We start from the raw sequence: 15375 nt of genomic DNA on the forward strand, positions 1-15375 counted from the left end.
CGTTATTGACAATCGCTACTTTTACATAAAAAACACTCTAACAGCTTAAGAATTATATTTACGTGTCCGATTAACTAAAATGATTTGTCAAATCAAAAAGGAGAGTGGGGCACATGAAAATAAAATTCAGAGTTGGTAAATTGCAAGTGAGTTTTGGGATTAACAAAGATACATTTAAATTAATTGGCGAGTTAATAATTAAAATTTTTTTATAATGGACAAGAGGTTATTAGTTTATCTTCCTTTTTCCTTCATTGTGTTCATTTATTTTGTTACCTTTCAACTTACATATTCTTCATTATCAGTAGTCAACGATGTATAAAACTTTCGTTATAGAGCTAATTAAAAACCTAAACTTGAAGGCATGTGGTTCTAATCTGGCCATCAAGTTTAGAGAGAAAATACCCCAAAACGAAAAAATGAGCTTTTCTTTCACAAATTAACACAAAATTTCGTTTTGGGGTAAACCGTCTTTGTTAGCTTAATAACAATGGGGTTACCATATCACAAAAAGAAAATTGTACGTTAAAGTGCTTCATTCCAACCAACCTTTGTATCAAAGCGAAAGTACTGATATTTATATTTAGAATTCAAATTTATAAAATTGAATTTTCTGATTCGTATTGAAAAAACACTACTAATATAGAAAATTTTGTAATTTTTTTATATCATTAATTCGATAGCGCTTTCAAAGAGGGTAAGAAATATTGAGAGGATGAAAGAATATGAGATTAAAACAAATGCTTGTCGGTTTACTCAGTGTTATATGTTTCATTGGTTTTACAACACCAGCTGACGCTTCATATTTAGTGAATATGACATCAGGCGGAAGCAAATATATTTATTCAAATAATCCAGAATCCATTGAAGGGAACATGGTAAGTACAGCTCCGTATGGTAAATATACAGTAGACCAACCATTACAAAACAACACATCTTATGTTTCTGAATTCTATCATCACAACTATACTGGAGCTTCTTTACGAGTTGGGATAGCGATTAAAAATAATAATAATTACACAGCAAATGTGAGAGTCCAAAACAAAGCAATCTTAGCAGGTAAATATACAGTAGATACAGCATCTTCTTTACTTCGCGATTTTGGGAACAGTAGCAATGATCAAACAATTTCTATTCCTGCCAATGGAACCGTTGTAATCCTTTCAATCGCTACACCAACACAATATATAGTAAATGGAAAAGTAAAATTTATCCCTCAATCAGGAGGGCTAAGTGCAAGGAATTTCTTTGTATCCGATAATAAATATAATTTAAACGAGCTATTTAAACTACCAAAAGCAACATCTACAAAAAATGACATGACATCTGGGTTCTTTAATTCTGATACTCGTACGCTGACTGTAGATGCTAAGACAGTATCAAATTTTCACCTTTCAGCATACACAGCCAATCCAGGTGAATTCGAAACAGGTACAAATGTAATTGGAAACTCAAAGTTATTAGGAAACTATGGAATTGTCTATGATGTATTTTTAAAAAATGCTACGGGTAAACGGATTAAGATTACTCCAAACCTAGCATCAGTTGGTGCAACACAAGCACAAATTGTTTTGTGGACATCCTCCAATTCATGGTACCGTACGTCTTATGTTAGCCGTAACAGTGCAGAAAAATATTGGTTGATGGCTGTTCCATCTGATGGTCATTTTAAATATTCATTACCAGGTGGGAATTTTGGGAATGTACACTTTGAAATTGTGAATTGACATTTATCGGTTCTGTTGCAAAGTTTCTTAACATGGGTAACCATACATGCCTATAAACTTAAGTAAACAAATTCACCCAAAGCATCTATTAAACAAATACGATAAAGTACCTATGTAAGTAGGTACTTTATCGTATTTGTTATATAAAATTTATATAGTAAAATCATAATTTAACAAAGCGGACCATTAACCCTATAACTCATCCATATCTCAAACATTGTTTCATAGCTAAAATATTTTAACAAATGTTTGTTTAATTTTTCTATCCCTAATTTCTTCATCACATAAATAAAAAAGATAAGAAAACCTCATTTACATATATTCAAGAATTATAGTTAGTTATAATATGAAATTCATTTTCTTATAGCTAATTAATCTTAAATTTGATTACATGTTATTCTGTAAGAATGCACAATTCTTCTCTATTTACCTATGTATACATCTTTACTAATTTATTATGATATCAATGTTGATTTAAAACGGTTTATATAAAATCAACAAATGGGATTTTTAGAGGAAGGGTGGACCTTTATATATTAATTCACATAATTTTCAAACATTAAAACTCTGGATGTTAATATTTGTTATATAATGGAATCAAGCCGTAATCAATATGGTTTCCCCGTTATGAATAATGAGATAATTTATGTGTCCCGTGTATTCGCTTTAAAGCAAAAAGAACTTGTAGTGATTTCTACAAGTTCTTTTTGCTTTTCTTATTGTATTAGAAAAGAGCCCTTTAAATATAGCAGAAATAATAATGGAATGTTTATTTCTCGTTTGCTAATTAAAATATAGAATATATGATTCAACAGTTAAAAAATAAAGAAAAAGAGAAGAACCACCAATATCCTTCCCTTTTTCCTGTGATTAGGGTTTCTATATTAATGAATATAGAAGATTATAAAATGTTGGATGCAACAGTTTACTCTTGAAATTATAGCAAAAGTAACAGGTATCTTTTTATGCAATATTGCATAAAAAGTCGTAGAAAATAGTTCTTACGACTTTCGATTGAATACTTTCCCATATGGATTTCTTATTTTTAAATTCGTTTCTGTACCTTAATTAAGGGTAAAGGTAAAAAATGGTTATTTTTTATATGGGAATTCTACATATCTTGCTTTTCTCTAGTTTTCTTCGGTTGTATCATCTCTTCTATCACGAATTGCCCACAATTCTTCATGAGTATATGCTTTTGAATTAGCACATAACTCGTAATCTACATATTTTTCAATTTCCTCAGGGTTCATCAGACCAAAAGCGACACCCTTAAATTCTTCAAGGAACTTATTCATTTTTACTACAATAAATTTATTAATTCTCTTATCGAATAAGTCTAATTCATTATACTCAAAATGGTCGTAATCATACCCAAAATGAAGTAACTTCATAGTTATATTGGATTTAATTCTATTCAGCTCATTAATCACAATTTCTTGTTCTACCTCAGAAAATAATTCTGCAGTTTGAAAGATATTTTTTAAACTAGGAGCTATGTTTGGTTTATTATCGAATATTAATGAACTAAAAGTCCTTATTAATTTATAACAGCTTATTTTTAAATGAAAATTAAGGTTATAAAAAGGTTTTATTTTAAAATAAGAATACTCTTTATTATAACTTACGATTTGTATATTATTTTTTTGAAAATGTCGATTAAATTTTGGTATTAACGACTCTATAAAATTGGGTTCCAAAACCTTATATGCACTTTCTTTTGTTATATATCCTTTAATTTTTAATATCTCAATTGTTTTAAAATCATGCCTGCGCTGTAACCAATTTGCCATTTTCCTTGTTACAATAAAATCCTGATTTTTATTGAGTTCTTCGTATTTACTCATTTTAGCCAAAAATTCTTTTCTGTCATTTAAATATTTTTTTATTGTTCCAGCATCTATTATATTAACTTTCCCGTTAATATAATTATCATATGAATTCTTTAATTTTTTTCCTGTTTCCAAGTATTCCTGTTCTATTTTGTGAGGGATGAGTATCTCATACATTTCTAATTCTTTTTCCCAATTGTTAACAATGCCTTCAATACCAGGGAACATGAAAATTAAATTCTGCAATTTATATTTTTGATTTGCACTTCTCATTACTTCTTTCTTAGATACCCCCGAAGGATATTCTAAAGAAGAAAAGTCATTAATACATGAACTACCAACATTTATTCTTCTTCCATTAAATTTATTTTTTATATGAAAAACTAATTTATTATTTTTTTGTTTACATAGTGAGCAAGTTTTTCTTTCTTTTTCATTTTCAATAATTGCATATGGATCAACGTCGCCAATCCACTCGTTCCTACATATGTTAATAACATTACCTAGCATTTCATTTAATAATAATATTTCTTTCCGCTGAAGGGTTTCAAATACCTTATCAATTTCTCTAGCATTACTATTTAAATGGATTTTTGCCAATTTATATAAGATTGGGAATTTTTCTTTTGGGTGCTGACTGTAAATTAATAATGCCCTATTATTTCGGTTTACAAATAAGTCCCTCGCGGTTTTGGAAATGACTATTTTTTCTGAAATCGGCAATAATATCAATCTCCCTTTATATGTAATTTGATTATTATTTTACCATATGTAACCTTTAATTCAAAATCTCTACTAATATATATGAAGATACAGTTAATAATTTTTTAATTATCCCAGAAGGTGCAAATTTCCGAGCATGTTTAAAAATTAAAGTGGAAATGAGTTTTACAAAACATACAAATGTTAAACTGATAAAACCCATTAATCTCAGTATGTGTACATGAGAGTAATGGGTTTTTATTATTATGTGTTCGAAGACGTGGGAAGTATTTTGTGTGTCTATAAAGGTGTACCTTTATAGACGGTTTTGAGTTGTAGGTTAGTAACTAGAAACGAAATCAATTTTCTATTGACTTACAATTTGAATTTTCTTAAGGAATAAAAAGAGTCTATACTTCACTGAAGTATAGGGGAGAGACAGAAATTAATCAGTTATTAATTTCGAATAGATACTTAAATCGATGAATTTTCCATTTGATTTTTCACTTTTTCTTAGCGTTCCTTCTAATGTAAATTTTAATTTTTTTAAAACACTTATGGAATTTAGATTTTCAGGTTCAACTTTTGCTTCAATACGGTTTAGCTTTAAATTAGTAAATGCATTGTCTAATAAAGCGGAGATTGCTTCAGGTGCATATCCTTTGCCCCAAAATGCTTTTGAAATATCATAACCAATCTCAGTTTTAGAGTTTTCGAAATCTAAGAAATTATAACCACATGAACCAATGATTTGATTAGATTTTGCTTCGATAATAGTAAATCGGAGTGCCTTATTACTTTGAGCCAGATCGTTTAGAAATTTAATCATGTCTTTTGCTTGATCCTCAGTAGTGAAATTAATAATATTCATGAATTTCGTAACATCTGGATCAGACCATATTTTAAATAAGCTTAATGAATCGGATTCTTCTGTTTTTCTTAAATGTAATCTTTGTGTGTATAATTCTGTAATCAATACTTTTACCTCCATTATATTGGTGATGGGTAGATTAAAAATATTGATATCTGCGCATAATTCAGCCCTTTCTACTCTTAGTTATTTTTTATTATACATGAGAGAAATAGAGAGAGGGAATTATGTGATTTTTTATATCTACTTTGTTTCTTAATTGTTTTTTCCATTTAATAGCACAAGTGATTTCATTAAAATGAAAGGAGAAAATCTTTACCTTTACTTCAAATATCAGTACGTGATTGATATTAGTAATAATAGAATAGTTATTTAAACCTTGGGGGAGGAACAATAATATGGCAAAAGTTCTAATGTTTAATTTTCCAGGAGAAGGACATATTAATCCGACAATTGCACTTGTCGAAGAACTAATAAAAAGAGGCGAGGAAGTTATTTACTATTGCGTAGAAAAGTATAGAAGTAAAATAGAGAATACAGGAGCATTATTTCGACCATATGAAAATTTCATATTACAAATAGACATGGTAAAAAGAATGAGTAGGCAAATGGATTCTCAAGAACTATTATTACACATGGTAAAATCCATGGATAAAATAATAGAGGTAATTTTAGAAGAAGTAAAAGAAGAAGAATACGATTATGTTATATATGATAATAATTTTGCTGTTGGCTGGATCATAGCAGACATATTACAATTACCTAAAATTTCTTCATGTACAACATTTGTCATTACTAAAAAGATAGCTTCTACTCTTATGAAAAATCATGGAGAAGAAAATAAAAAATCTCCTTTATATCAGGAAGTCATGGGTATTTTTAAAAAATGGGAAGATATTTATGGCATTAAGCTTAATGAAAAACAAAATGTGATGACATGCCCAGGAGATATTACTATTGTATATACATCAAAATTGTATCAACCAAATGTAGAGGAATTTAATAATTCTTATATATTTATCGGGACTTCTATTGAACAACGTAAGGATGTAAATTCTGTTTCCTTAGAACAGGAAAAGGGAAAAAAGTTAATTTTTATTTCTATGGGAACAGTATTTAACCAGCAACCAGACTTTTATCACACATGTTTTGAAGCATTTCGGGATAGCCAGGTTACTGTCATATTAGCTGTAGGGGAACAAAATGATATTAGTCAATTAGATAATATTCCTTCTAATTTTAAGCTATATAATTACGTTCCTCAATTAGATATTCTACAACATACTGATTTATTTATTACGCATGGAGGAATGAATAGTTCCAGTGAAAGCTTATATTTTGGTGTTCCTATGCTAGTTATTCCAGTTATGGGAGATCAGCCTATAGTTGCTCAAAGAATAGAAGAATTAGGAGCCGGAGTTCAGTTGAATCTTAATTTGCTTACTCCAGAAATATTACGGAATACAGTAATGAATATGCTATCAAATAATATTTATAGAAAAAACAGTCAAAGAATCGGAAAATCTTTAAAAAATGCTGGAGGATATAATAAGGCGGTCGATGAAATTGAAACCTTTAAATTTAAAATGGGTATTAATTAAAGTAAAACTACTTTGATTTTAAAAATGAACTATGAGATTGAGCTATGTGGAGGAAACAAAAATGAAGATTTTAGAACTAAAATATCAAAAAACTAATTATCTACATTCTTATGAGAAAAGTCTAAAATTATGGCCAACTAGTTTTTCGTCTTATTTTGTAGAAACATCTCATGGAAAAACTCATATTATTGAAAGTGGTAATAAATTAGCACAACCTCTCGTATTACTCCATGGAGCGAAAATGAGTTCGACAATGTGGTATCCAAATATTTTACACTGGAGTAACCATTATAGAATAATATGTATTGACATTTTAGGCGATAAAAATAAAAGTGTTCCCCAAAAAGGCTTTACAGATCGCTTAAGTTACGCACTATGGTTAAAAGAAGTACTACATACATTAGAAATTAATAACACAAACATTGTAGGGTTGTCATATGGTGCTTTGCATACTGTTAACTTCTTGACATTTTTTCCAGAGAAGGTAAATAAAGCTGTAATAATGAGTCCTGCAGCAACTTATATTCCTTTTCATCCATTGTTTTTTCCTATGCTTCAGGAATGGTGAATAGTAGGGAAGGTGTAGTAGAATTTTTAGATTGGATTTTTGATAATCGATACACTATTCATCCTTTTATTCAAGAACAATTAATAGCAGGAATGAAGTGGAATAATTCAGTGGAAAATGAAGCTCCAATAGAACAGGGATTCCCATATATTTTTGCAAATCAAGAGTTATCCGAAATTAAAACGCCTATGCTATTAATGTTAGGAGAGGATGAAGTAATGTATAACCCACTAGAAGCTTTCAAATATGCTGAAAATTCATCTCCCAATCTAACTGTAGAATTGGTGAGGGGTGTAGGCCATTTGATGTCTATGGAGAACCCCCAATATATAAACAACCGTATACTTGATTTCTTTAATTATTAGAGCGTTTCTATTATCACATTGCAGATGCTACATTAGCTGCAATACTATAAGAACTGTAGTAGCTACACTAAAAATAGGTTTTTAGTTAATATAGGATGCTTGATCTTTCTAAACCAACAATTAATGACATAGCAACCAAACTTGCTATGATGCTATTTATACCGTTATTCTTAGCATTACTTGCCAAAGTCATACTTATGAGATTTATAAGAGAATCGATTGCTGGCAGACTAGTATCTCTATCTTTTCTATTTTTTATGTACTATGTATTTAAAATTGTTACAGAGTAGAACAGCATCTTAGGATGTTTTTTCTTTATAAATAACAATATCGTATTATATAAATATATACGTTCACACAAGGTTAGATGTATTTAGTTTTATACATCTATAGAATTTTAGTTTGGATTTTTGTTTCCATCAAATTTCAAAAATAAAAGTTTAGGAGGTTCATGTTCTTGTACAATGTAAAAAGACATGAATGTAGGAACTTATTTTATAGTGTAAAATGCTTAACTATTAACGGATACAGTTCATTTAGTACCCATTTTCTTGTCTACATATCAAGACAAGAAAATGGGTATTTCTTTAAACTAAGACACCAAAGTGGGAACCTTTTTAAAATAGCAAAACAGGGAACTTAATTTGTTATAATCAATATTACATTTGTATATTTGGAAGAAATGAATTTTGAACAAGAAATTATTAGCAACTTTAACATGTAGCACTTTAATAATGGGGATGACAGCGTGTGAAACTAATGATTCTGCTAGTACAATAAAAAAAAGAGAGCTTCGCTCTCTTTTTTGCATTTCAGCAAACCTAATTGAATACGAAGTTAAAATTCAATTCAAATTTATATTTATTTTAGTAATAAAGGTATTCGTGAATTATCCATTTTCATGTCTGGGTACAATTATGTCACTTTACCCATAAACTTTCCACAATTGGAAGCATAAGTTGGCCAGAAAATACTTATTTTTGTAGGTGTTTATCTAATTATTTAACGGAATTGGAAGCATAAATTGGCCGTGAGTTAATTATTAATCCATAAGCTTGCCGTGTGTTTTATTCATGTAGCTTTGAAATAATGTTTAGTCAAATTGATACGAATAACCTTAATAAACGAGCATGTGGAACTGACGCTTCAGTTAGTTAATAGTTCACTATACCCTCTTGATATGCTTTCTTTACCCGTTCAATTTGAGCAAGGTGTCCTTGTATATATTGAAGAACTTTCAATTGAAAATAACCTATAAACCATTTATTAATAAAGTTGTTCTTTGGCAGGTTTATCCAAATATATATAGAAAGTATGAAAAAATAGAATTTAACCTGACCAAAGGAGATGAAGAAATTGTTTAAAAAAATCGGTATAGGAGTATTTTCTACAGCAATTGTATTAAGTACCAGTATAGGTTTTTCAGGTATTGTATCAGCAGATAGTCCATCTGCAAATGAACAAATTAGGAATGGAGGTTTTGAGGATGGGCTAAATAACTGGATTTTATCTAATCCTAATTCTTCTACCGAGAATATTGGAAATTCTGAACCAGGCAATCATTATCTGAAATTAATGCATACAGACACAGCCTATCAGCTTGTTACTGTAAAACCGAATACAGAATATACATTATCATTTGATATAGCGTGAAGTATAGGTTCTCCAGCAGAAGTAACAGTCGGTAATCTGAATGCCACTCAAGAAATAGTTCCATTAACAAAGAAGCAGTATACAGGATTTAAGCCGGAACATTATGAGATGAAGTTTAAAACAGGTGAGGATGTGTCAAACTTTGCTGTTAAACTTGCTTCCACAGCAAATGGAAGGGCTAAGTTTGATAATGTACAGTTAAAGGCAAATGAGAAATCTTATGTTTTAAATATGGACTTTGATCACAATTCAAGTTTAGAACCTCTTAAACCATTTGGTAATATAAAATACAATATTGAAGAGAATGCAGGAGTAAATAATTCTAAAGGGCTTCATGTAAACGCATCATCCGGTTCAGCATTGTTTGGATCCATAACTTTGAAACCTAATACTACCTACATATTGTCCGCATCTGGAAAAGTAAATACTCCTAGTTCAGAAGTATGGGTATCAGTAGATGTTAATGGAAGAGGCACAGCTAGTTTGGGATTCAACTCCTCACAGTATGAGCAAAAATCGGTCGAATTTACTACTCCAAATTCTATTAATTCAAGTGAATTCTACATTTATCATCTTGCTGCGTTCAGCTTTGATGTCAATCTTGATGATATTGTACTAGTTGAAAAGTAACCATAATAAAAAAGTATATTTCTATTATTGACATATGAAAATAATTTTAGAAATGAACCGCCATATCCATATCGACTAGATACTTTGAAATATTTATGGGAATTCAGCTCGTTTTTTCATTTGTAGGATTTTTACGTTTAGACACAGGTTGACCTTTACGATGTATGTTAAGGGCTATATTCTCCAAAATACTATATTTATGTATTGAAAGGAGTATCAAAGCTGGAAATTATAATCTACGCTACTCTTAAAAATTGTTTTTAGTAATGATTTTATTTATATAACTAGGAGGGGGAACATGAAATTAATATCAAAAATAGTAATGACCGCGTTAATAGTATTGAGTACATTTACATTCAACTTAGGTGGACAATTTGATAAAAGTTTTCTTTCTGCCTCAAAAGCATATGCGGATGTAATCAAGGCACTTCCACAAAATGCTTCAAAGATAGAGTTAGATTATGCTCCTGTGTATGACTACGACACAGATGGGTGTTATGCGACTGCAGCAATTTCTCCAGATGGTACGACTAACCCTGGTCTAAGTTTGGGCGGTTCCCCGGAAAGTGTCTGTAGAGATGTTAACCGACTGGAAAATTCAAACACTTATTCTCGGGCCAAATCAAATAATGGTTGGACTGCCATTATGTATGCGAGTTACTTTGAGAAAGATCAACAAACTTCGGGCCCTGTTGCGCTTGGACATCGACATGACTGGGAACACACAATAGTTTGGGTTAAAGATAGTCAGGTTCAATATGTAACTTATTCAGCACATGGTAATTGGTACACTAATCCTCGCTCAAACGTTAGATTCGATGGAAACCACCCGAAAATTGTATACCATAAGGACGGCGGCTTGACACATGCTTTTCGCCTGGCTAATAGCAATGACGAGCCGCCAGAAAACTATTATCACCAGTGGCTCCAACTACCAATGGTTGGTTGGAATGGCTATCCAAGCCCAAATATTCGTGAAAAACTAATGACTACGAACTTTGGAGATGCAACACTTGAGATCAAAGATGGAAGATTTGAAAAAGCCCTTGCTAACGCAAAGCCCCCCATTAACTTTGACCCTTATGCACCGGAACTGGAAGATGGTGGTACGTATCAAATAGTTTCTACTTTAAATAATAGTAGTGTCGTTGACTTAAATCAAGCAGATGGAAATGTTCTGTTGTGGCAAAATGGCAACGCTAATAATCAAAAATGGAAGCTAGTATATGATTCAAGTAAATCAGCATACCAACTTAAAAATATAGCAAATCAAAATTTAGTATTAGCTTGGAATGATCTTAATGGTTCTAATAATGTAGTTGCTACATCTAATCAAAATAAGGAAGAGCAATATTGGATACCAACAGAAGCAGGAAATGGATATTATTATGTAAGGAATAAGAAGGATCAAAACAAAGTGTTAGATGTAAGTGGTTATGGTACTGCAAATGGAACAAATGTTACAGTATATAATTTCCATGGTGGTAATAATCAAACATTCCAATTGTCTAATGTAACAGGGACTTTAACAAGAGAAGTGGAGTCACTCTATAAGGCACAGCCTGGTCAAACCAGTAGATCAAGTAATAATTTTTCACTTGAACATCTCGCGGCAGGTACCAAAGTACGAGTTGTTTTAGAAGGAACAGGTGCTACCTCTTTGTCATTTAACATTTCAAGAGATAAATCAGGTGCAGACTCTAGAATTTGGTCAAATGTTAGAGATGGTTCTGTTCTAACGATCCTTTCAGGAGATGATAGAAAAAATTTGTATATCTCTGGTCCTCCTAGCGGATATACTTCTAACGGTACATTTAAAGTGAAATTCTACGCTCTTCCAAACTGAAAAATATTATAACGTTTCTATTCCCTTTATATTAATCTAATTAGAAACTAAGTATGCATACTTCAAAAAATTATTTAGGCTTGCTCGATTGGGTTGACTATATTAATAGGAAATATAGTGTTCTGTTGCAAAGTTTTGTTAAGAGATAAAAAGGTTTGTTAAGTATAGCTGAAAAACCGAAGTCTGAGCCATGGCTTCGGTTTTTTTATATTGGCCTAGTGATGGGGGGCTATTCTGGCCCGCAGCAACATTTCCTAATAATAGATTTTTGTGTTTTTAATGACTAATTGTCTATCCAGTTCTGTTGCAAAGTTTTTTAAATGAAGTGTATATCTATATTGATAAATTTATTACAAAATTAGCTATAAATGATTCGAAATCCCAAAGTAAACTTTTACCCAAAAGTCTACTTTGGATTTATGTCAATCACTGTGTTTATAACATTTCTTCGTATTTCGAATAAACATCGAAAAAAGTATACATTCAAAACACTGTTATTTTGTGATCTTTCATGGCCATCAAATTAAGAAAAGTAATTACCCCCAAAAGAAAGAAGAGCTGACTTCTCAAAGTGGCTAACTGTAGAGAAAGAAAATTTTCATTTTGGGGGTACTTCAAAATCTTAGCTTGACAGAGATGGGATAGAACCAACAAAACGCGAATTTCGTACACTAAGTAATTTTTCACATAGAAAAGGCCGATTTCCTGTAAGCTAAGGGAATCGGCCTTTGTTTAATAGTGTAAAAAACATTCAACGGATAATTACATATCAACATTAAATATGAACATATTCACTTTAATAATCGGTAACCAAATGACAGTAAAACCAGTGTAAGACATATTATTTGGTTGTATTTAAAAACTCAAGTGCTTTGTTGAAAACTTCTTGGCCTGCTGGGGTGTTCATTTTGAATTGAAACTCATGCGCTAACTCACCAGAAATATTTTTATCAAAAAAGAGTTTATTTACATATACTCCTTTGCTTTCTAACGCACCTGCTAATGCTTTGCCTTGGTCTTCGAATGATGCAGTATTTCCATCTGTAATAAATGTTGGCGGATAATCTTTTGTAACGTGTTTCAAGATAGAAGCAATTTCTATTTCAGGTAACGTTTCAAAATCCTTCTCCCCAAAGTAAGCCCAACCAGTAGTACGCATAAAATCTTGAATTTCTTTAGTTGTTTCCATTTTAGCTAATGCTGGCATATTATATGGACCGCAAAATAACAACACTCCTTTAATTGTTGAAGGATCAACCAGAGAGGAAATTCTACTTAATTTTGAATAATCGGGAGATGTTTGGATATTAACAAATTGTCCGGATATTTGTGCTCCGGCCGAATCTCCTGCAAAATAAACATGATCTAATTTTAATTTATACTTCTTTGCGTTTTCCTTTATATATTCGTAGGCTTCACCAAGTTGGATGACTGGTGTAGGGTATTGCCTTTTAGGTGCAAGAGCATAATTTATATTTATTACTGTGTAACCACGAGCGGCTAATTCTACTGCATAACCAGTGATGTCAGATTTATCTCCACCTACAAATCCACCTCCATGTACCCAAAAAATAACAGGTGAATCTTCAGTATGATTTTTCGGATAAACAATGTCTAATGTACCATCGGGAAATTTAGATTTATAATTGATATCTTTAAATATATTTGTTTCTTTGAAGGAATTTTTATAATTATCAGATTCAACAAACATTCCACCTTCAAACGCTTTTTTTATAAGAAATGCTTTTGGGGTAGGAGAAAGGTTCCAATAACTAACTCCTGCAACAATTAATCCGAAAACAATAAGTAGAGATATAAACATTCTTTTTTTCCATACTCCTTTAGGCTTTGGTTGTTTTATTTTCATCATTATATGATTTCCATCCTTTTTAGTATGATAGTCACGAAAAAAGTAAAATGAGGATTACTATTTTAAAATCAGATGTATTTTCACCTCCTGATGTATATTTGCAGTTGTATACAAAAGGGTATTTGTTTTTACAGTACCCGCGTTACTTACAGTCTATATCCTTCTTCAAAATATATAGACTAAAATGATAGGTAAAACCTTTTGATACAAAATATTATATTAAAATTGTATACAATTTGCACTAGAATTTTATCATATTTGTGCCAGTATATAAAAAAATATTATGGTTTAAAAACTAGCAAAATAAATTATACCCGCTTTATAGTTAATCTGTTTATAAATAGATATATTATATGATAAACTAAATTATTGTATACATTATGTATTTTTTTGTGCAACAAGATAGATTGTCAGTAAAAGAAAGGAAAGACATATGAAAAAAACACGAGAACAAATAGCGTATATGAAAATTAAAAGTAAAATTATAGATGGCACATATGAAGAAGGGATGCGCTTAACAGAATCTAGATTAGAAAAAGAGTTATGTATGAGTAGGACGCCAATTCGCAATGCCCTTTCTCGTTTAACATCAGAAGGTTTTTTAAATCATCAAAGTCATTGTGGAATAACTGTAGCAAAAACAAAATCTTCATTCGAGAACATTATTGAGTTTTTGGAAATTCGTTTATTGTTTTTTAAACTATCAATTGAAAAAGTAATTAAAAATGATACAAGCTTTGACATAGCTAATTTAAAACAATGTCTGATAAATCTACCAACGGCTTTAGAGAGCGGCAATGTAAAAGAATTTCATAATGTTTTATGGAAAGTACATGAATTATTATTATCTCCAGCTGAAAACAAAACAATTATGCAAGTGATACAAGATATACAAGAAAAGAAACTTTTAGGTTCTGTAGAACTTAAATATATGAAACGTAAGCCATACGAAGAGGAAATGCTTAGTTTAATGAAAAATTTTGTTATGTATCTTGAAGAAAAAGAATATGAAAAAGCAACACACATATTTGAACGAATCAATAAAGAAATTATTTTAGGGTTATTGTAGTGATTAAAAAGAGCCAAAATGAGGTTTCATATTTCAGTCAACTTCTATAAATCAAAGTTCCATAATTGACCGTTTAGGGGACTCTATTTAGTTCTAATAAAACTGAAAGAAATGCAGTCAAAAACCAGTTCCAAAACTCATTATCAAAAACAAAGTTCCATAACAAACCTTAAATATCGTTTAAGGGATCTTTTTAACGAATTTCCCGAAAGAATTCGCCTTCCTCAAGCGTGTGAAGGGCGTAGCCCAACGGTAGGTGGGAGATGAATTTCGGTTTGGTAGCCAAAAGGTTTTCCGTTTTATTTTGCCTCTGATATAATCAGTATTATCAATTATAAAGGCTGGTATATAAATGAAATTAGATAGTAATAATCATTCAGTATTCTTGTTGTATTATCACCTTGTGTTGGTCGTGAAATACAGAAGAAATGTGTTTGATGATGATATGTCAGACTATGCAAAAGATATGTTTGTTCGACTATCCGAAAACTATAACATCACATTAGTTGAATGGAATCATGATGTAGACTATGTTCATATTTTGTTCAAGGCACACCCTAATACAGAAATGACAAAATTCATCAATGCTTATAAAAGTGCAAGTTCTCGACTTATTAAAAGAGACTTTCCACAAGTGAAAA

At 30.8% G+C, this 15375-nt stretch carries 11 protein-coding genes and 1 pseudogene; 9 read left to right on the plus strand and 3 right to left on the minus strand.

The annotated features are described in order from the left end of the window. Positions 1-725: 725 nt before the first annotated feature. Positions 726-1727, plus strand: a complete 1002-nt coding sequence (locus ACTFO4_RS28420) for a hypothetical protein (protein WP_438906433.1) — start codon at positions 726-728, stop codon at positions 1725-1727. Positions 1728-2857: 1130 nt separating this feature from the next. On the opposite strand, the gene ACTFO4_RS28425 is transcribed toward ACTFO4_RS28420, so the two are convergent. Together ACTFO4_RS28425 and ACTFO4_RS28430 are read right to left on the minus strand one after the other, a co-directional pair. Further along, on the minus strand, positions 2858-4282 hold the full coding sequence (locus tag ACTFO4_RS28425) for a hypothetical protein (protein ID WP_440014586.1): 1425 nt from the start codon (positions 4280-4282) through the stop codon (positions 2858-2860). A 424-nt stretch (positions 4283-4706) separates the two neighbouring features. Continuing rightward, positions 4707-5237, minus strand: coding sequence for a GNAT family N-acetyltransferase (locus ACTFO4_RS28430; RefSeq protein ID WP_086391254.1), 531 nt, complete (start codon positions 5235-5237; stop codon positions 4707-4709). 293 nt (positions 5238-5530) lie between these two features. On the opposite strand from ACTFO4_RS28430, the gene ACTFO4_RS28435 reads away from it, so the two are divergent. The 6 genes and pseudogenes from ACTFO4_RS28435 (at position 5531) to ACTFO4_RS28460 (ending at position 11795) form a co-directional block, all read left to right on the plus strand. Further along, complete coding sequence (locus ACTFO4_RS28435) at positions 5531-6733, plus strand: macrolide family glycosyltransferase (RefSeq protein WP_440014587.1); 1203 nt, start codon at positions 5531-5533, stop codon at positions 6731-6733. Between the two features lie 61 nt (positions 6734-6794). Beyond that, positions 6795-7301 carry an alpha/beta fold hydrolase gene (locus ACTFO4_RS28440; RefSeq protein ID WP_438906430.1) on the plus strand — a complete coding sequence of 169 codons (507 nt, stop codon included), beginning with the start codon at positions 6795-6797 and terminating at the stop codon, positions 7299-7301. Beyond that, positions 7298-7666 (plus strand): alpha/beta fold hydrolase, encoded by a 369-nt coding sequence (locus ACTFO4_RS28445; protein WP_438906429.1) that lies wholly within the window; start codon positions 7298-7300, stop codon positions 7664-7666. Before ACTFO4_RS28440 ends, ACTFO4_RS28445 begins: the two co-directional genes overlap by 4 nt. A gap of 95 nt (positions 7667-7761) precedes the next feature. Further along, entirely contained in the window at positions 7762-7956 is a 195-nt protein-coding gene (locus ACTFO4_RS28450) for a hypothetical protein (RefSeq protein WP_438906428.1), read from the plus strand. Between the two features lie 1066 nt (positions 7957-9022). Next, positions 9023-9949: pseudogene (locus ACTFO4_RS28455) on the plus strand (carbohydrate binding domain-containing protein). Positions 9950-10247: 298 nt separating this feature from the next. Further along, positions 10248-11795 (plus strand): NPP1 family protein, encoded by a 1548-nt coding sequence (locus ACTFO4_RS28460; RefSeq protein WP_440014588.1) that lies wholly within the window; start codon positions 10248-10250, stop codon positions 11793-11795. A gap of 841 nt (positions 11796-12636) precedes the next feature. On the opposite strand, the gene ACTFO4_RS28465 is transcribed toward ACTFO4_RS28460, so the two are convergent. After that, positions 12637-13662, minus strand: a complete 1026-nt coding sequence (locus ACTFO4_RS28465; protein ID WP_438906438.1) for an alpha/beta hydrolase — start codon at positions 13660-13662, stop codon at positions 12637-12639. 436 nt (positions 13663-14098) lie between these two features. On the opposite strand from ACTFO4_RS28465, the gene ACTFO4_RS28470 reads away from it, so the two are divergent. Together ACTFO4_RS28470 and tnpA are read left to right on the plus strand one after the other, a co-directional pair. After that, positions 14099-14734, plus strand: a complete 636-nt coding sequence (locus tag ACTFO4_RS28470) for a GntR family transcriptional regulator (protein WP_426866367.1) — start codon at positions 14099-14101, stop codon at positions 14732-14734. Between the two features lie 352 nt (positions 14735-15086). Continuing rightward, a partial coding sequence (gene tnpA, locus ACTFO4_RS28475) for an IS200/IS605 family transposase (RefSeq protein ID WP_440014589.1) occupies positions 15087-15375 on the plus strand: 289 nt, incomplete at its 3' end.

This window comes from Bacillus cereus group sp. MYBKT14-1 (assembly GCF_051915185.1).
GTDB lineage: Bacteria > Bacillota > Bacilli > Bacillales > Bacillaceae_G > Bacillus_A > Bacillus_A cereus.